This is a genomic window from Rhodococcus sp. BP-261, from assembly GCF_019835205.1.
In the GTDB taxonomy this organism is placed as follows: domain Bacteria; phylum Actinomycetota; class Actinomycetes; order Mycobacteriales; family Mycobacteriaceae; genus Rhodococcoides; species Rhodococcoides kyotonensis_B.
In genome coordinates, this window is the sequence record NZ_JABUCO010000023.1 from 38,586 (window position 1) to 54,845 (window position 16,260).

Annotated in this window: 18 protein-coding genes; 9 read left to right on the forward strand and 9 right to left on the reverse strand. The window is 65.4% G+C overall.

Annotation, left to right across the window (positions count from 1 at the left end; all coding sequences use genetic code 11):
• Positions 1 to 8: 8 nt before the first annotated feature.
• The 4 genes from HQ354_RS20745 to HQ354_RS25725 all read left to right on the forward strand — a co-directional run bounded on the left by HQ354_RS20745 (position 9) and on the right by HQ354_RS25725 (position 2,537).
• Entirely contained in the window at positions 9 to 1,154 is a 1,146-nt protein-coding gene (locus HQ354_RS20745; RefSeq protein ID WP_167676271.1) for a sulfotransferase, read from the forward strand.
• A 23-nt stretch (positions 1,155 to 1,177) separates the two neighbouring features.
• A complete protein-coding gene (locus HQ354_RS20750; RefSeq protein ID WP_167676273.1) occupies positions 1,178 to 1,756 on the forward strand; it encodes a class I SAM-dependent methyltransferase in 579 nt (192 codons plus the stop codon).
• Between the two features lie 63 nt (positions 1,757 to 1,819).
• Positions 1,820 to 2,224, forward strand: a complete 405-nt coding sequence (locus HQ354_RS25720) for a GvpL/GvpF family gas vesicle protein (RefSeq protein WP_308115254.1) — start codon at positions 1,820 to 1,822, stop codon at positions 2,222 to 2,224.
• Positions 2,199 to 2,537: a GvpL/GvpF family gas vesicle protein gene (locus HQ354_RS25725; RefSeq protein ID WP_308115253.1), complete on the forward strand. Its 339-nt coding sequence runs from the start codon at positions 2,199 to 2,201 to the stop codon at positions 2,535 to 2,537. Before HQ354_RS25720 ends, HQ354_RS25725 begins: the two co-directional genes overlap by 26 nt.
• Positions 2,538 to 2,544: 7 nt before the next feature.
• Here the strand turns inward: HQ354_RS25725 and HQ354_RS20760 are convergent, their stop codons facing one another.
• Positions 2,545 to 3,069: a helix-turn-helix transcriptional regulator gene (locus tag HQ354_RS20760; RefSeq protein WP_308115252.1), complete on the reverse strand. Its 525-nt coding sequence runs from the start codon at positions 3,067 to 3,069 to the stop codon at positions 2,545 to 2,547.
• Between the two features lie 104 nt (positions 3,070 to 3,173).
• On the opposite strand from HQ354_RS20760, the gene HQ354_RS20765 reads away from it, so the two are divergent.
• Positions 3,174 to 3,608 carry a DUF1707 domain-containing protein gene (locus HQ354_RS20765; RefSeq protein ID WP_167676277.1) on the forward strand — a complete coding sequence of 145 codons (435 nt, stop codon included), beginning with the start codon at positions 3,174 to 3,176 and terminating at the stop codon, positions 3,606 to 3,608.
• Here HQ354_RS20765 and HQ354_RS20770 read toward each other — a convergent pair.
• A complete protein-coding gene (locus tag HQ354_RS20770) occupies positions 3,599 to 4,375 on the reverse strand; it encodes a VOC family protein (protein ID WP_167676279.1) in 777 nt (258 codons plus the stop codon). The two genes, HQ354_RS20765 and HQ354_RS20770, sit on opposite strands and share 10 nt — an antisense overlap.
• A 92-nt stretch (positions 4,376 to 4,467) precedes the next feature.
• Between HQ354_RS20770 and HQ354_RS20775 the strand changes: the two genes are divergently transcribed.
• Both HQ354_RS20775 and HQ354_RS20780 read left to right on the forward strand, forming a co-directional pair.
• Positions 4,468 to 4,689 carry a hypothetical protein gene (locus tag HQ354_RS20775; protein WP_167676281.1) on the forward strand — a complete coding sequence of 74 codons (222 nt, stop codon included), beginning with the start codon at positions 4,468 to 4,470 and terminating at the stop codon, positions 4,687 to 4,689.
• A gap of 66 nt (positions 4,690 to 4,755) precedes the next feature.
• Positions 4,756 to 5,289, forward strand: coding sequence for a MarR family winged helix-turn-helix transcriptional regulator (locus tag HQ354_RS20780; protein WP_068427079.1), 534 nt, complete (start codon positions 4,756 to 4,758; stop codon positions 5,287 to 5,289).
• Positions 5,290 to 5,359: 70 nt separating this feature from the next.
• Here the strand turns inward: HQ354_RS20780 and HQ354_RS20785 are convergent, their stop codons facing one another.
• The 7 genes from HQ354_RS20785 to HQ354_RS20815 all read right to left on the reverse strand — a co-directional run bounded on the left by HQ354_RS20785 (position 5,360) and on the right by HQ354_RS20815 (position 14,440).
• Positions 5,360 to 6,136 (reverse strand): enoyl-CoA hydratase, encoded by a 777-nt coding sequence (locus tag HQ354_RS20785; RefSeq protein ID WP_068426944.1) that lies wholly within the window; start codon positions 6,134 to 6,136, stop codon positions 5,360 to 5,362.
• Positions 6,133 to 7,041 (reverse strand): 3-hydroxyisobutyrate dehydrogenase, encoded by a 909-nt coding sequence (mmsB, locus tag HQ354_RS20790; RefSeq protein WP_222635487.1) that lies wholly within the window; start codon positions 7,039 to 7,041, stop codon positions 6,133 to 6,135. The genes HQ354_RS20785 and mmsB overlap by 4 nt, the downstream gene beginning before the upstream one ends.
• Positions 7,038 to 8,090 (reverse strand): enoyl-CoA hydratase/isomerase family protein, encoded by a 1,053-nt coding sequence (locus HQ354_RS20795; protein ID WP_222635486.1) that lies wholly within the window; start codon positions 8,088 to 8,090, stop codon positions 7,038 to 7,040. The genes mmsB and HQ354_RS20795 overlap by 4 nt, the downstream gene beginning before the upstream one ends.
• Entirely contained in the window at positions 8,087 to 9,226 is a 1,140-nt protein-coding gene (locus tag HQ354_RS20800; RefSeq protein WP_222635485.1) for an isobutyryl-CoA dehydrogenase, read from the reverse strand. Before HQ354_RS20800 ends, HQ354_RS20795 begins: the two co-directional genes overlap by 4 nt.
• A gap of 3 nt (positions 9,227 to 9,229) precedes the next feature.
• Positions 9,230 to 10,738: a CoA-acylating methylmalonate-semialdehyde dehydrogenase gene (locus tag HQ354_RS20805; protein WP_068426956.1), complete on the reverse strand. Its 1,509-nt coding sequence runs from the start codon at positions 10,736 to 10,738 to the stop codon at positions 9,230 to 9,232.
• 139 nt (positions 10,739 to 10,877) lie between these two features.
• Positions 10,878 to 11,630, reverse strand: coding sequence for an SWIM zinc finger family protein (locus HQ354_RS20810; protein WP_222635484.1), 753 nt, complete (start codon positions 11,628 to 11,630; stop codon positions 10,878 to 10,880).
• Entirely contained in the window at positions 11,630 to 14,440 is a 2,811-nt protein-coding gene (locus HQ354_RS20815) for a DEAD/DEAH box helicase (protein WP_222635492.1), read from the reverse strand. Before HQ354_RS20815 ends, HQ354_RS20810 begins: the two co-directional genes overlap by 1 nt.
• Before the next feature lie 127 nt (positions 14,441 to 14,567).
• Here HQ354_RS20815 and HQ354_RS20820 point away from each other — a divergent pair, with 127 nt between their 5' ends.
• Together HQ354_RS20820 and HQ354_RS20825 are read left to right on the forward strand one after the other, a co-directional pair.
• The gene (locus HQ354_RS20820; protein ID WP_167676283.1) at positions 14,568 to 15,473 is read left to right on the forward strand and encodes an NADP-dependent oxidoreductase; all 906 of its coding nucleotides are present in this window, start codon (positions 14,568 to 14,570) and stop codon (positions 15,471 to 15,473) included.
• 79 nt (positions 15,474 to 15,552) lie between these two features.
• Positions 15,553 to 16,254: an HNH endonuclease family protein gene (locus HQ354_RS20825; RefSeq protein WP_374107351.1), complete on the forward strand. Its 702-nt coding sequence runs from the start codon at positions 15,553 to 15,555 to the stop codon at positions 16,252 to 16,254.
• The last annotated feature ends 6 nt before the right edge of the window (positions 16,255 to 16,260 follow it).

Sequence of the window (16,260 nt, forward strand, 5' to 3'; positions counted from 1 at the left end):
GAGCGGCGATGACCAGCACGGAACGCACCGACGTCGGCACCGTCGCCGATCTGCACGCGTCGGCGACGAAGGCCACCGGCTTGTCCGACTTCGGCTCCGACGACTATCGCGAGGCGCTCGCCGTGCTGCTCGAATCGTATCGGCGGGACGCCGAACTGACCGCCGCCGGTTCGAAGATGCACCGCTACTTCCTGCGTGGCGCGCTGATCGCCCGATTGCTGAGCGAGCAGGCGTGGGCACAACACCCGGAGTACGCGTCGGTGCCGATCGAGCGGCCGATCTTCGTCACGGGCCTGCCTCGCACGGGAACCACTGCGCTGCATCGACTTCTGACCGTCGACCCGTCGCATCAAGGGTTGGAGATGTGGCTGACCGAGGTACCTGGGCCGCGTCCACCCCGCGAGACGTGGGACGCGAATCCCGTGTTCGCCGCACTGGAGAGAGGCTTCGCGCAGCATCACGTCGACCATCCCGAATTCATGGGTGTGCACTACATGTCGGCCGCCGAGGTCGAAGAATGCTGGCAGCTGCTGCGGCAGTCCGTGCAGTCGATCGCGTACGAGTGCCTCGCCTATCTGCCGACGTACTCGTCGTGGCTCGCCCAACAGAGCTGGCTCGGCGCGTACCGGCGGCACCGCCGCAACCTGCAGCTCATCGGACTGCACGACACCGACCGCCGATGGGTGCTGAAGAACCCGAGCCACCTGTTCGCGCTCGACGAGTTGCTGCAGGTCTACCCGGACGCGCTCGTCGTCCAGATGCACCGCGAACCGGCCACGATCATGCCGTCGATGTGCAGTCTCGCCGAACAGGCCACCGCCGGCTGGAGCGAGAAGTTCACCGGCGACGTCATCGGGCGCACACAACTCGACCTGTGGGAGCGTGGGCTCGAGGTGTTCGCGGCCGCGCGGGCCACGGCCGATCCGACGCAGTTCCACGACGTCGACTATCACGACTTCGTCGCCGACCCTCTCGGCACTGTCGAATCGCTCTATCGCCACTTCGGACTCCGCCTCACTGCGGAGGCGCGTACGCGGATGTCGACCCTGCACGCCGAAAGCCGTAGCGGCAACCGCAGACCCGCACACCGCTACGCTCTCAGCGACTTCGGCCTGGACAGACGCGAAGTGGAGCGGCGGTTGGGGGCCTGCTGAGCACACGCTCTATCGTTGCTCCCATGGCGACGCGCTGGCAGAACGAGAACACCCCGGACCACTCGCGACGCTACATCGAACGTTTCGACCGACTCGCGGCACAGGGCGTCGACCTGCACGGCGAAGCGCGAATGGTCGACGCGCTCCTGTCTCCCGCAAGTTCCGTCCTCGACGCCGGGTGCGGTACCGCACGTCTCGGCGCCGAACTCGCGCGCCGGGGTCACACCGTCACGGCCGTCGACCTCGATCCGGTGTTGGTCGAAGAAGCCCGCACACATCCGAACATCAGCGTGCACCTCGCCGACCTCACCGACTTCGACCTCGGGCAGACGTTCGACGCGGTCGTCGCAGCCGGCAACGTCATGGTGTTCATGACACCGGGAACCGAACGGACGGCACTCGAACGTGTTGTCGCACATATGAAACCGACAGGTGTGTTCGTCGCCGGTTTCGCGACGGACCGGCAGTACACCGTCGAGCAGTTCGACGACGACCTCGCCGCCGCGGGCTTACGCGTCGAACAGCGGTTTGCGACGTGGGACCTCCGTCCCTGGCACCCCGGCGCGGACTGGGCGGTCACGGTCGCCCGGTTGGGTCTTTAGCCACTTCTTCTCGTCTCCGACGCGTCCTAGCGTGGGAGGGTAGGACCTCGCATGAGGACGATCGTGACGAACACAGGCACGTGGGTGTACGCCGTCGTCGGAGACGGCCCGATCGACGCCGACCTTCCACCCGGCGTCGCGGGCGAACGCGTCCGCGTGATCGAGGCAGCCGGGTTGACTGCGGTGGTGGGGTCCGTCCCCTTCGACACGTTCGGCGACGAGGCGCTGCATCGCAATCTGGAGAAAGCCGACTGGCTCGACGACGTCGCTCGCGTACACGACGGCGTCGTCGGCGCTGTGGCACACACGGCCGACACGGTTCCGATGCGACTCGCGACCGTCTACTCGGACGACGACCACGTGCGGGCGACGCTGAGCGCACGTCGAACCGCGTTCGACACCGCCCTACGCCGAATTGCAGGCCGGGCCGAGTGGGGTGTGCGTGGCCGATACGTCGTTGCCTCGTGACAACGACGACGAGCCGTCCTCGCGCGCAGACATCGAGCTTTCCGTCGCTGCCGACGCGAACGACGTGTACGCCGCATTGCTGGAGGCAGCGGTGGCTGGTCGCCGGCGAGAGCCCGCGGCGCCCGAGCTCGCCGGCTCCCGTCCGTGGATGCCGCTCGTCAGCACATACCTCGTCGAACGGCGCCGCACGGGTGATTTCGCCGCGGCGGTGTCGTTTCTGAATCGCACCTACGCACGCCTCGAACTAGAACTGACGGGTCCGTGGCCGCCGTACTCGTTCACCGGCATCGACGAGGACCCGGGCCCGTCGTGATGCACGATCACTCGGTCACCGCGTCCGGTAGCGCGTCGAACCAGTCCAGCGTCGCCTGTTCGTAGCGGATGCCGAAATCCAGAGTGGCGGAATCGAATACGGACCGGTGATCCTTGCTCCTGGCCCACTCCTGGCGGTATCGCGCAAGCACCTCCTCGTGACGCCGGCGGTGTTCTTCGAGAATCTCGGCACGCCGGGTCGGATCGAGGTGCGCAGCGAACGCGATGGTGAGCAGCAGCGGGTGCCGAATGGTGGCTTCGCCGGGATCGCGGTCGATCCACCGAGCGAACGCAGCCCTACCCTCGTCGGTGATCGTGAACGGCTTCTGCGCCCGTGCACCCTGGGCGCCCGGAGCGACTAATCCGCGCGACGACAGACTGGTCAGCTCGCGATAGACCTGGCTACGCGTCACCGTCCAGAAGCCGCCGATGCAGGCCTCGGCCGTCGCATGCAGGTCCCATCCGGTCATCGGGCCGTCGTGCAGGAACCCGAGCAGCGACGCGGCGGTGGCGTTCAGTGGGGTGTCGGTCACGAATTCATCGTCACACACCTTGACATTCCACAGTGGTAGGTCGAAGCTTGAAACCGATGACATTCCACAGTGGAATGTCAGCTCCGAACGGTCTGGAGTCTGCGATGTCCTATCAACCGTCCACGTCCCACTCACCTGCGTCACGCGTGTCCGACGCCGAACGCGATTCGGCAGTCGAGGCCCTCACCGGCCACGTGTCGACGGGTCGGCTGTCGATCGACGACTTCGACGCCCGTGCCGCACGTGTCTACTCGGCCGTGACGCGCGCGGATCTGACGTCGGTGTTCGACGACCTGCCGCAGGCAACTGATCCTGAGGTCTCCGCGAAGCCGGTCCGGCGTGATCACGAGATCGCGGCGTGGGCAGGCGTCGGCGTGCTGTGCCTGGTCATCTGGGCTGTCACGTCGGTTGCGACGGGCGGCGTTCTGTACTTCTGGCCGATGTGGGTGATCGGGCCGTGGGGAGCAATGCTGGCGCTGCAACGCGTGACCGGCATACGGATGCCGATGGGCTGCGCGGGGCGTCGGGTCTACGACTGAACGATCGACGCGATCTGGAACCGTGCACCCAGCGGGTCCGCGATGCCCGCGATGCGTCCGAACGGGGAGTCCTTTGCGGCGTCGACGACCGTCCCTCCGAGTGCGGTCACTTTCTCGACTGCAGCATCGGTGTCGTCGACTCCGAAATAGAGCCGCCAGTGCGACGGGACGTCGGCCTGCAGGTATCTGTCGGCGTCCATGATGCCCGCCACCATGTCACCAGCGACGAAGCCCTGGGAGTACCGGAACTCGTCCGTGTCTCCCAGAACGCCGTACGTCCATCCGAACACCGACTCGTAGAACTCCAGTGCAGCGCCGTAGTGGTGCGTGAATTGCTCGTGCCAGACGGGTGTGCCGTGCTCACCCCACAGCCCGTAGCCGCGATGCCGGTCGGCCTGCCAGATGCCGGTGACCGCTCCCCCGGCGTCGACCACCAGCGCCATGGCGCCCTGATCACCGACTTGCATGGCAGGACACAGCACCTGCGCGCCCGCGTCGACGGACTTGTCGACGCTCGCCTTCGCGTCGGCGGACGCAATGTAGGTGTTCCACACGTTCGTGATCGTGGCGCCGGGCATCTGCCCGCCGAGACCCGCCACCGGCACGTCGTTCTTCAGGAACGTGGTGTACCCGCCGTACTCGGCTTCCTTGCTGACATCGGCTTCCCATCCGAACAGGCCGTTGTAGAACGACACGACGGTGCGGGGATCCGAACTGGTCAGATCGACCCAGCACGGAGCATCGACCAGGTAATCCTTGGCAGGCATGCACACAAGGTACGCGGATGGTACGACACTCACAGCACATCGGCAGGGGCAATGCATGTTTCCTCACAGCCGATCCGTGGAATGTCTCGAGCATGGCTACATACCAGTTACGCGGCGCAGACGACGCCGTACTCGCGCAGACCGAACTGCCCTCCGACACCCGCGCGATGGCGTGGATGGTCTCGGCAGCCACCGTCAACCGTCGCGCGCTCGACGGCCGACGATGGGAAGGCTTCCGGCTCGACGACTCCGGATGGGAGCACCGATTCTCGGGTGCGCACCGGGCCGCGACTGCGCCACCGGTGCGCGCTTAGTCGGACTCCGCTACAACTTTTCGCGCACGGGCGGCGTAGCCGCACATACGTGGGAAGATGGAACGCATGTCTGCATCGTCGCCTCTCCCGCTCGATCCCATCGCAGAAGCCCACCGTCAGTGGACCAAGCATGGATGGGGAGACGTGGCCGACGGGATGGCTGCCGTCACATCGCTGATGCGCGCGCAACAGATCATGCTCGCCCGCGTCGAGGAAGTGCTCAAGCCCACAGGACTTACGTTCTCGCGCTACGAATTACTGACACTGCTCACGTTCACGAAGAACGGCGCGCTGCCGATGGCGAAGGCCAGCGCCCGCCTCCAGGTTCACCCGACGAGCGTCACCAATGCCGTCGACCGACTGGAGGCTGCGGGATACGTCCAGCGCACACCGCATCCCAGCGATCGCCGCACGACACTCGTGGAGATCACCGAGTCAGGTCGCGCGCTCGCTGTGGATGCCACCGAGAAACTGAACGACCAGGTGTTCGGCAAGCCGGGACTGGCCAAGGAACGCCTGACGTCGCTGGTACGCATTCTCGCCGAACTGCGTCGTGCCGCGGGCGATTTCGACGACGCAGGCACCGGTTCTGCCTGGTAATTCGGTAGAGCGCTCATGACGAAGGGGCTGCGCTCGCGTGAACGCGCGAGAGCAGCCCCTTAGTCGTGGCTCAGCGGTGGGTGAACTTCGCCTGCCGCTTCTCGATGAACGCGGTCATGCCTTCCTTCTGATCGTCGGTGGCGAACGTCGAATGGAACAGACGACGCTCGAACCGAACACCCTCTGCGAGAGTCGATTCGAAGGACCGGTTGACCGCATCCTTCGCCATCATCGCGACCGGTAGCGACATCTCGGCGATCGTCGTCGCAGTCTCGAGTGCGTCGTCGAGCAGTTCCGCAGCGGGCACGATGCGAGACACGAGACCGGCGCGCTCGGCCTCGTCGACCTTCATGTTGCGGCCGGTCAAGACCATCTCCATCGCCTTGGCCTTGCCGACGGCACGCGTAAGGCGTTGCGATCCACCGATTCCCGGAATGACACCGAGCTTGATCTCGGGCTGACCGAACACTGCGGTATCCGACGCGATCAGCACGTCGCACATCATGGCAAGTTCGCACCCGCCACCGAGCGCGTAGCCCGACACAGCGGCAACGATGGGAGTGCGTGCGGCGCTGAGTCGATCCCAAGCACTGAAGAAGTCGTCCTGGTACACGTCCATGTACGACTTCGGCTGCATCTCTTTGATGTCGGCACCTGCCGCGAACGCCTTCTCCGAACCCGTGATCAGGATGGCACCGATGCCTTCGTCGGCGTCGAGATCCTCGACGGCTCCGACGACCTCACGCATCAGCTGGGAGTTCAACGCATTCAGGGCCTTCGGCCGATTCAGCGTGATGATGCCGACGCGACCACGACGCTCGAGCAGGATCGTCTCGAAGTCGGTCATTCGGCCGCCCCCGTCGAACGCTCGCGGATGTCGTTGATGATGCCGGAGAAGTCGACATCGGTTCCGCCGCCGGAGGTTTCCTTGAACGTGGAGTAGATCTCCGCCGCCTGCAGGCCGAGAACTCCCTCGACGCCGTTGGCGCGCAACGCGTTCGCAGCCAGACCGAGATCCTTGTCCATCAACGCAGCCGCGAAGCCCGGCTTGTAGTCGTTGTTGGCGGGGCTCGTCGGAACCGGGCCAGGGACAGGACAGTTGGTGGTCAACGCCCAGCATTGGCCCGACGCCGTCGACGACACGTCGTAGAGCGCCTGGTTACTGAGGCCCAACTTCTCGCCGAGTACGAACGCCTCGCTGATCGCGATCATGGAGACACCGAGAATCATGTTGTTGCAGATCTTCGCGGCCTGGCCGTTGCCCGCCTGACCGCAGTGCACGACCTTGCGTCCCATGACGTCGAGAACCTCTGCAGCGGAAGCGAAGTCCTCCTCGGAACCGCCGACCATGAACGTCAACGTTCCCGCCGCGGCACCACCGACGCCACCCGACACGGGCGCGTCGAGACCGCGGTGGCCCGCTGCCTCGATCAGCTTGTGTGCGGCATGGGCGTCGGCGACGTCGATGGTGGAACTGTCGATGAACAGCGTCCCAGGTGTCGCAGCAGGCAGCAGTTCCTCGTAGAGACCGAGGACGAGACGCCCGTTCGGAAGCATCGTGATGACGATGTCCGCACCCTGCACGGCCGCGACAGCCGAATCGACGACGGTCACGCCGTCCGACTTCGCCTGCGTCAAAGCAGCTTCGACGAGATCGAAGCCCTGAACCGTATATCCGGCCTCGACGAGATTCGCTGCCATCGGGCCACCCATGTGGCCGAGGCCGACGAAACCGATCGTCTTCCCACTCATGCGTTCCTCTCCAGACCTAGTTCGGTGTCACCCAACGGCGCGAAGTACCGATCGACGTCGGCGTCGGTCACGTCTGCGAGTGTTGCAGGCGACCACTTCGGATTTCTGTCCTTCTCGACCACCTGCGCACGGATGCCTTCGACGAGATCATGCGACTCGAGCGATGCGAGAGACACGCGGTACTCGTCGTTCAATACCTCTTCGAGCGACGACGCCGCGGCCGCGCGTCGCAGCGACTTCAGCGTCACTTTCAGAGACACCGGCGACTTCGACTCGATGTCCGACGCCGCCTTCTCCGCGTCGGGAATTCCACTGCCGCGCAGCCCTTCCACGATCTGCTCCACCGTGTCCGCACTGTAGTAGCGGTCGATCCACTCCTGCGACGCCTCGAGCGACGACGCCGGAGCCTCGTCGGTGAACTCCTCGAGCGCCGCCGACAACGAGCCGGTCTCGAGCGCGTCGTAGAACTTCTCGAGGTTCTCCGACGGCATGTAGTGATCGGCGAAGCCGGCGGCGATGGCGTCGCCGGCATCCATGCGAGCGGTCGTCAGACCGAGATGTGTTCCGAGCTCGCCGGGGGAACGCGAGAGCAGGTACGTGCCACCGACGTCGGGAACGAAGCCGATACCGACCTCGGGCATCGCGATCTTCGAGCGTTCGGTGACGATGCGGGTGTTGCCGTGCGCCGACAATCCGACGCCTCCACCCATGACAACGCCGTCCATGATGGCGACGTAGGGCTTGTCGAAGCGCGCGATCGCCGCGTTGAGGATGTACTCGTCGCGCCAGAAGTCCTTGGACCCGCTACCGCCGTCCTTGGCGTCGTGATAGATCGACACGATGTCGCCGCCCGCGCACAGCCCACGCTCGCCGGCGCCGACGAGAAGCACCAGTTCGACCTCGTCGTTCGATGCCCACTCGTCGAGCTTCGGCGCAATCTGTTGCACCATCGCATGATTGAGCGCGTTGATGGCTTTCGGTCGGTTCAGGGTGATCCGGCCCACGCCGCCGCGGACGTCGAACAGAACTTCCGGCTCCACTCCCGTCATGCTGCTCCTACTATCGAGCGAGCCACGACGACTCGCATGATCTCGTTGGTTCCTTCGAGGATCTGGTGCACGCGAAGATCGCGGACGATCTTCTCGACACCGTACTCGGCAAGATACCCGTAGCCACCGAGCAGTTGCAGCGCATCGTTGGCGACCTCGAAGCCCGTGTCGGTGGCGAATCGCTTTGCCATCGCGCACAGTTCGACCTTGTCCGGCGCGTTGTTCTGCAGAGCATCCGCAGCACGCCACAGCATGGTGCGTGCCGCCTCGAGCTCGGTCTTCATGTCCGCCAACTGGAACTGCAAGGCCTGCTGATCGAGCAGCCTGCTACCGAACGCCTTGCGGTCCAACAGATACGCGACAGCCTTCTCCAGCGCGCTCTGCGCGCCACCGATCGAACACGCCGCGATGTTGAGACGGCCGCCGTTGAGGCCGTTCATCGCGATGCGGAAGCCCTCGCCCTCACCGCCGAGCAGATTCGCCGCAGGCACTCGGACGTCCTCGAAGATGACCTGACGCGTCGGCTGCGCGTTCCAGCCCATCTTCTTCTCGTTCGCACCGAACGACAGCCCCGCCGAATCCTTCGGCACGATGATCGCCGAGATCCCCTTCGGACCCGCATCCCCGGTACGCACCATCACGACATAGACATCCGACGTTCCCGCACCGGAGATGAACTGCTTGACCCCGTTGAGGACGTAGTCGTCGCCGTCGCGAACAGCTTTGGTGGACAGGGCCGACGCGTCGGAACCCGCCCCCGGCTCGGTCAGGCAGTAGCTGCCGAGCTGGTCCATCGAGCACAACCCCGGCACCCACCGACGACGTTGCTCGTCGGTGCCGTAGGTGTCGATCATCCACGTCACCATGTTGTGGATCGAGATGTACGCCGCCAGCGACGGATCACCCGTCGCCAACTGCTCGAAGATCCTTGCCGCGTCCACACGCGTCAGACCCGACCCGCCGACTTCCTCGTCGACGTAGATTCCGCCCATTCCCAGACCTGCTGCCTTACGCAACACGTCCACCGGGAAGTGCTTGTTCTGATCCCACTCGACGGCATTCGGCGCCAGGAACTCGTCGGCGAAATCCCTCGCCGTGGAGTTGATGGCCTTCTCGTCCTCGGTCAATGTGAACATGGATCAGTCCATGTTGGGGATGACGAAGTGGTTCGAGGCAGCTGCCTCCTTGGTGCCGGACGGCCACCGCTGCGTGACGGTCTTGGTCTTGGTGTAGAAGCGCACCGAGTCGGGGCCGTGCTGGTTCAGATCGCCGAAGCCGGAACGCTTCCAGCCACCGAAGGTGTGGTACGCGATCGGCACCGGGATCGGAACGTTGACGCCGACCATGCCCACCTGCACACGCGTCGTGAAGTCGCGGGCGGTGTCACCGTCGCGGGTGAAGATCGAGACACCGTTGCCGTACTCGTGCTCGGTCGGCAGACGCAGCGCGTCCTCGTAGTCCTTGGCGCGCACCACGATCAGGACAGGGCCGAAGATCTCTTCCTTGTAGATGCGCATGTCCGTGGTGACCTTGTCGAACAGCGTTGCGCCGGCGAAGAATCCGTTCTCGTGGCCTTCGAGACGGAAGTCGCGGCCGTCGACGACGAGTTCGGCGCCCTCGTCGATACCGATCTGCGTGTAGTCGTTGACCCGCTTCAACGCGTCGGCTCCGACGAGCGGACCGAAGTCCGCGTCCTCGTCGTCGCTGCGACCGATCTTCAGCGTCGCGACGCGTTCCTTCAGCTTGGCGACGAGCGCGTCAGCGGTCTCCTCGCCGACGGGCACTGCCACGGAGATGGCCATGCACCGCTCGCCCGCCGAGCCGTACGCAGCCCCCAGCAGAGCGTCGGCGACCTGGTCCATGTCGGCGTCGGGCATGACGAGAGCGTGGTTCTTCGCACCGCCGAAGCACTGCGCGCGCTTGCCGTTCTTGGCGGCTTCCTCGTAGATGTACTGCGCGATCGGCGTCGAGCCGACGAAGCCGATGGCCTTGACACGGTCGTCGTTCAGCAGCACGTCGACGGCGTTCTTGCCGCCGTTGACGACATTGAAGATGCCCGGGGGCAGACCTGCCTCGAGGAACAGCTCGGCCAGCTTCAGCGGCACGGACGGGTCACGCTCGGACGGCTTGAGAATGAACGCGTTACCGCAGGCGATGGCCGGGCCTGCCTTCCACAGCGGGATCATCGCCGGGAAGTTGAACGGGGTGATACCCGCGACGACGCCGAGAGGCTGACGCATCGAGTAGACGTCGATGCCTCCGCCCGCGCCCTCGGTGAACTCGCCCTTGAGCAGGTGCGGGATACCGGTCGCGAACTCGACGACCTCGAGGCCACGCTGGATGTCGCCCTTGGCGTCGGCGATGGTCTTGCCGTGCTCGGACGACAGCAGACGTGCCAGCTCGTCCATGTCGCGGTTGATCAGCTGCAGGAACTTCATCAACACGCGGGCACGGCGCTGCGGGTTCCAGCGCGCCCACTCGACCTGCGCCTGCTCGGCGTCCGCGATGACGGCCTCGACCTCGGCATCACTGGCGAGAGGCACCCTGGCCTGAACCTCACCGGTGTTGGGGTCGTAGACATCGCCGAAGTTGCCCGACTCTCCGGGGACATGCTTGCCGCCGATGAAATGCGTGAGTTCGCGAGCCATTGAAGTCCGTCCTAACAGGTACGAGAAGGTGAAGTGTGCTCATCCTATAGTCGGACTTCCATGTATGTCGAGTGGCCTCGCTACGTGCGCGCGAATGTATAGCGGGCTATACATTCGCGCGCACGTGGGGCGAAGCCCCCTACAGCCGTCGATAGAACGCCTTCAAATCCTCGACACCCCGCGTGACCTCGTGCTCCTCCGATCCCGTCGACCGCAGGGCCCGCCTGAGCACCATCATGTCGAGGTCGTCCACGGCGGGTGCGAAGTCAGGTTTCGGCAGCGCCGGGAACTCCATCTCGTCGCCGAACCAGTCGTCCGTCCCGACCTCGACCTCCGCCTCACCGACTCCCTCGATCAACTGGTCGAGATCCACCCCGCGCAGCGTCAGGATCGTCGTCGCGGACGCGTCGATGTGCTCGGCCGCGATGTACATCAGCGCGGCCGCGTGCTTGCACGGCCACCCGTCGTCGGGGCAGGTGCAGTCGAAGTCGAGTTGCCCCTTGTCGTGCGGCAGCAACGTCGACGCCAACGCCTGCGGTATCGCGTTGGATGCGAGTTCCGCGAGCATCCCCGGATTCGACGACACTCGATCCACCAGCGCGTCGATCTGCCCCGAGGACAGTGGATCGACCATCACCGACGCCGAGAACGGCTCGAGCTGACTGCCCTGCACCTCGCCGTAGATCTGCCCGCGCTCGACGCCGAGGTTCAGCACCTGTCCCCCACGCGCGTACGTTCGGCCGCGCGCGATGCGCCCCGGGTCGGCGAGTTCTTCCATCGCCGTCACGAAATGACGGCCCCACCACGTCTGCCCGAACGCGCCTCGCTTGTTGCGAGCTTCGATGCCGCCCTTGGCTTGTCGACGTTTCCCGTACTGACTGAAGTCGGCCATCACTCACCCACCGCGTCGTCACCCAGCCGGAACAGCTCGCGCAGCTCACCGGTGTCCATCTCGGTGACCCAGTTCTCCCCCGTGCCGACGGTCATGTCGGCCAATTCCTGCTTGGACGTGAGCATTCCGACGATGCGCTCTTCGATCGTGCCGACGCACAACAACTTGTGGACCTGCACGTTCTTGCGCTGACCGATACGGAAGGCACGGTCGGTCGCCTGGTTCTCCACCGCCGGGTTCCACCATCGATCCATGTGCACGACGTGGTTGGCCTTCGTCAGGTTCAGGCCCGTACCACCGGCTTTCAGCGACAGGATCATGATCGGCGGACCGTCGTCGCGCTGGAAGTTCTCGACCATGCGGTCGCGCTTCGACTTGGTCACCGCCCCGTGCAGGAACGGAACCTCGGTACCGAACCGTTCGGCGAGGTACGGGGCGACGATGTCACCGAACTCGCGAAACTGCGTGAACAGCAACGCTTTCTCGTTGTCGCCGAGCACCGCGTCGAGAATGTCTTCGATCAATCCGACTTTCCCCGAACGATGCTGTCCGCGCCGCAGCACCGGCGACCCGTCGGACAGAAAATGCGCGGGGTGATTGCACACCTGCTTGAGTCGCGTGATTGCCGCCAGCACCGCGGCTTTGCGTTTCATGCCCTTCTTGTCGGCGATCTGCGCCATCATCTCGTCGACGACTGCCTTGTACAACGCCGCCTGCTCGGCGGTGAGATTCGACCGCACCGTCATCTCGTTCTTCTCCGGCAGATCCGAGATCACCGCCGGATCGGTCTTGACGCGTCGCAGAATGAACGGCGACGTGATCGCCCGCAGCCGCGTCACCGCACCCTCGTCGCCCTCCCGCTCGATCGGCACCGAGAAGCGGTTCCGGAAATCCGACGGTTTTCCCAGCATCCCCGGGTTGGCGAAATCGAGGATGGATCGCAGCTCGTCCAGTCGGTTCTCGACGGGTGTGCCCGTCAGCGCGAGCTTGTGTTCGGCGGGAATCGCCCGGGCGGCCCTGGCCTGGGACGTGGTCGAGTTCTTGATGTGCTGGGCTTCGTCGAGCACCATCCGGCGCCAGGTCTGCGCTGCGAGCCGCTCACGGTCCTTCGCCATCAGCGCATACGTGGTGACGACGAGATCGTGCTCGCCGACGGCCTTGTCGAATTCGTCGTCCCGCAGCCGCGTCGGCCCGTGGTGGACCATCACACGCAGGTGCGGGGTGAACTTCGCCGCCTCCCGTTGCCAGTTTCCGACGACGGACATCGGCGCGACGAGAAGCGTCGGCGACGGGCTGCTCTCGTGCGCGAGAAGGGCCAGGACCTGCAGTGTCTTACCGAGGCCCATGTCGTCGGCGAGCACGGCACCGAGGCCGAGACGACTCATGAACGCAAGCCAGGACAGGCCCCGCTCCTGGTACGGCCGCAGCACGGCGTCGACGGTCTCGGGCGTCGGAATCTGCTCCGGGGACGCGCTGGGTTCGAGCAGCGTCGCCGCCCAACCCGACGCCTGCACCTCCCCGACGGGCACCGGCGGCGGTTCCGCGATCGTCATCTCTCGCACCAATTTGCCGAACGGGGTGCCGTCGCCATGGTGTTCGGCCACGTACCTCGCGGCCCGCGCGAGCTGGCTTCCGTCGGCCATGACCCAGGTGCCCCGGAGACGAACGAGATCCCCCTTGGCCACGGCGAGCCGATTCATCTCGGCTTCGGTCAGAACCATGTCGCCGAGCTGCAGCTGCCAGTCGTACGACACGAGTTCGTCCATCCCGACGGCCCGATTGTCCGCGGCCTTGCTGACGGGCACGTCGACGCGCAACCGCATCGACGGATCGAGACGTGTCCACGCGCGCGGCAGCAGCACGGCGACGCCCGCGGACTGCAGCGCGGTCGCACCGTGCTCCACCAGGTCGATGACGACCGACGTCGGCAGCAACAGGTCGAGCGAGTTCGGGGCGTTCGGCAGATCCCGCAGGCGCGGATACGCGGCGACGGCCTCACCCACCTTGCGGACGGCCGTGCTGAGCAGGGACGCGTCGACGCGTCGGTTCATCGGAACGGGTATGGGCGCGTCGTCGCCGACACGCAGGCACACCTGGAGAGTCCAGAGAAGCTCGTCCTCGGTGTCCTCGGTGTCCTCTTCGTCGTCGGGCTCGAGCAGCCGCAGCACGAGCGACGGCTCGTCGACGGTCAGGCTGGCTCGCCAGGTGTCCAGCAGCGTGGCGGTCTGTTGAACCCCCTCGAGGTAGGGCTCGTCGTCGACGAGCGCCCGCCACATCGGATGTTCCGTATTCGGTTTGCCGAGAATCGATCTCACGATCGGGTCGGTGAGCTCGTCGACGACGCTGCCGAGTAGCTGTCTCGGTCGACCCGTGGCACGCAGCGCGGGCGGCATCGCGACGGCGAGTTCGCTGAGCCAGGCGCGCTGACGCTCCCCACCGACGAGCGTCCATCGTGGCCACCACTGGCCGTCGGCGCGCGTCAGCGTGGGGACGACGCGCCCGGCCTTCGCCCACGCTTCGATTCCGCGGGCGACGTGGCCGAGGTAGCGCAGGTCCCCGGAGATTCCGGAGTGCGACGACGGAGTGCGCAGCAGCAATTCCGCGGCATTCATGGGAGCGAGCCGTATGGCCGGAATCTGTGCGGTGTTCGGTTCACCTGAGGTCGACGGGAACGCGACGGTTGCACGAGCTCGAAAAGTCCTGGTCAGCGCGCGTGCATGTGCAGCGGGAAGTTCGGGCTCGTGTCCGGTGGAGAGCTCGTCGTTCCACAGCATCAGGCCCTCTTCCGTGGACCAGAGACCGTGCAGCATGGTGTCCATCCAATCAGGTTGGGCATGGTGTTCCAGTGGTGACCCGCGGGGTGCGGATTCCCGCTCCGAGACACGCGAAAGTGGAACACCATGCCCATCCTTTGCTTGCTTTTGGCACAGTGGATGCATGATCGCGTATGGATTCAGCGAGTACGGCGGGCCCGAAACCGAGTATTTTCTCGACATTCCGATCCCGGATCCTGGACAGGGTCAGCTCCTGATCGCGGTCCACGCCGCGGGCGTCAATCCCGCCGATTGGAAAGTCAGATCCGGCAATCGCAAGGACACCGTGCAGACGCAGTTGCCCGCGGTCCTCGGCCGCGAGGTAGCAGGAACGGTCGTTCAGGTCGGCACCCACACCGACGGCTTCTCGGTCGGCGACGAGGTGTTCGGGTCGACCGCAGCTGGACACGGCGGATACGCGCAGTACACCGTGCTCAACGCCGCGAACGCGGCCGCCAAGCCCGAATCCGTGTCGTTCGCCGTCGCCGCCACGTTGCCGGTCGCGGCAGGTACCGCGTACGACGCATTGGACCAACTCGCCCTGCACAAGAAGGACACGCTGCTCGTTCTGGGTGCGGGCGGTGGCGTCGGCTCGGCGGCGCTGCAACTGGCACGCGCCGACGGCATCTCGACCATCGGTGTCGCCAGTGCGCGCAAGAAGGACTGGGTGAACAGCCTCGGTGCGACGTTCGTGGAATCCGGTGAGAACTTCACGGACTCGCTCGACCGTGCCGTCGACGGAATCTTCGACCTGGTCGGAGGAGATACCCTGCGCGCCGCCGCAGCGCACACCACGCCCGGCGCACCGATCATCAGCGTCGCCGATCCGGTGCTCGCCGCGTCACTCGGAGGATCGGGAGTCGCGCGCGATCGCAGCGCCGCGGCATTCACCCGGCTCGCCGAACTGGTCGCGTCGGGAGTTCTTCGGCCGCACATCGAATCGACGTTCCCGCTCGAGCGTGCAGGCGAGGCACTGGCAGCCGTCGAGAGCGGACACGCGACGGGCAAGGTCGTCGTCGAGGTGAGCTGACCGTGTCGGACCCGTACGGCACACTTCTTGCCGAAGGTTCGAAATCGCCGACGATTGGGTGTGTGTGAAGAAGCTGCGTATTGCGCTGCTGTTGGTGGTCGTCACGTTGGCGATGTCGGCGTTCGGGTCGTGCGACACGTCGAACATCCCCGGTTTTTCCGCGCCCCCTCCTGCGCCCGGAAGCCCCACGCGCGCACAGATAGACGAGCTTCTCGGTCGAGTGCACGTCGTCGCGGCACGCCCCGACGCGGTCGGCTACGAGCGAGGATGCAAGAGCGGTCAGGGGTGCGTGTTCGGGCCTGCATGGACCGACGACTACGACGGCCCCGGCGGTCACGACGGCTGCGGTACCCGAGACAACGTTCTCGCCAAGGACATGACCGACCTCGTGTTCAAGCCGGGCACGCGTAACTGCGTCGTGCTCGAAGGCACTCTCGCCGATCCCTATTCGGGCACCGTCATGAAGTTCAGCAAGTCCGACGCGAGCAAGGTCCAGATCGACCACGTCTACCCGTTGTCCGCGGCGTGGGACATGGGAGCCAACGGATGGCTGCCCGAGAAGCGCGTCCAGTTCGCCAACGACATCGACTTCAATCTGTTGGCGGTCGGCGGTACCGACAACCAGTCGAAGAGCGATAGCACTCCGGCACAGTGGCTTCCGCCGAATGCGGCGTACCACTGCTTCTATGCAGGCAAATACCTGTCCGTCGCGGCCCAGTACGGGCTGTCGATCACCCAGGCCGACCAGCGAGCATTGGCGTCGATCTCCGAGAAGTGCTGAGCGTAG

Bases quoted from the DNA above. Each gene is read 5' to 3' on its own strand.
- HQ354_RS20745 (WP_167676271.1), top strand. From the start codon at position 9: ATGACCAGCACGGAACGCACCGACGTCGGCACCGTCGCCGATCTGCAC.
- HQ354_RS20750 (WP_167676273.1), top strand. From the start codon at position 1,178: ATGGCGACGCGCTGGCAGAACGAGAACACCCCGGACCACTCGCGACGC.
- HQ354_RS20765 (WP_167676277.1), top strand. From the start codon at position 3,174: ATGTCCTATCAACCGTCCACGTCCCACTCACCTGCGTCACGCGTGTCC.
- HQ354_RS20770 (WP_167676279.1), bottom strand. From the start codon at position 4,375: ATGCCTGCCAAGGATTACCTGGTCGATGCTCCGTGCTGGGTCGATCTG.
- HQ354_RS20775 (WP_167676281.1), top strand. From the start codon at position 4,468: ATGGCTACATACCAGTTACGCGGCGCAGACGACGCCGTACTCGCGCAG.
- HQ354_RS20780 (WP_068427079.1), top strand. From the start codon at position 4,756: ATGTCTGCATCGTCGCCTCTCCCGCTCGATCCCATCGCAGAAGCCCAC.
- HQ354_RS20785 (WP_068426944.1), bottom strand. From the start codon at position 6,136: ATGACCGACTTCGAGACGATCCTGCTCGAGCGTCGTGGTCGCGTCGGC.
- mmsB (WP_222635487.1), bottom strand. From the start codon at position 7,041: ATGAGTGGGAAGACGATCGGTTTCGTCGGCCTCGGCCACATGGGTGGC.
- HQ354_RS20795 (WP_222635486.1), bottom strand. From the start codon at position 8,090: ATGACGGGAGTGGAGCCGGAAGTTCTGTTCGACGTCCGCGGCGGCGTG.
- HQ354_RS20800 (WP_222635485.1), bottom strand. From the start codon at position 9,226: ATGTTCACATTGACCGAGGACGAGAAGGCCATCAACTCCACGGCGAGG.
- HQ354_RS20805 (WP_068426956.1), bottom strand. From the start codon at position 10,738: ATGGCTCGCGAACTCACGCATTTCATCGGCGGCAAGCATGTCCCCGGA.
- HQ354_RS20810 (WP_222635484.1), bottom strand. From the start codon at position 11,630: ATGGCCGACTTCAGTCAGTACGGGAAACGTCGACAAGCCAAGGGCGGC.
- HQ354_RS20815 (WP_222635492.1), bottom strand. From the start codon at position 14,440: ATGCTGCACGGTCTCTGGTCCACGGAAGAGGGCCTGATGCTGTGGAAC.
- HQ354_RS20820 (WP_167676283.1), top strand. From the start codon at position 14,568: ATGATCGCGTATGGATTCAGCGAGTACGGCGGGCCCGAAACCGAGTAT.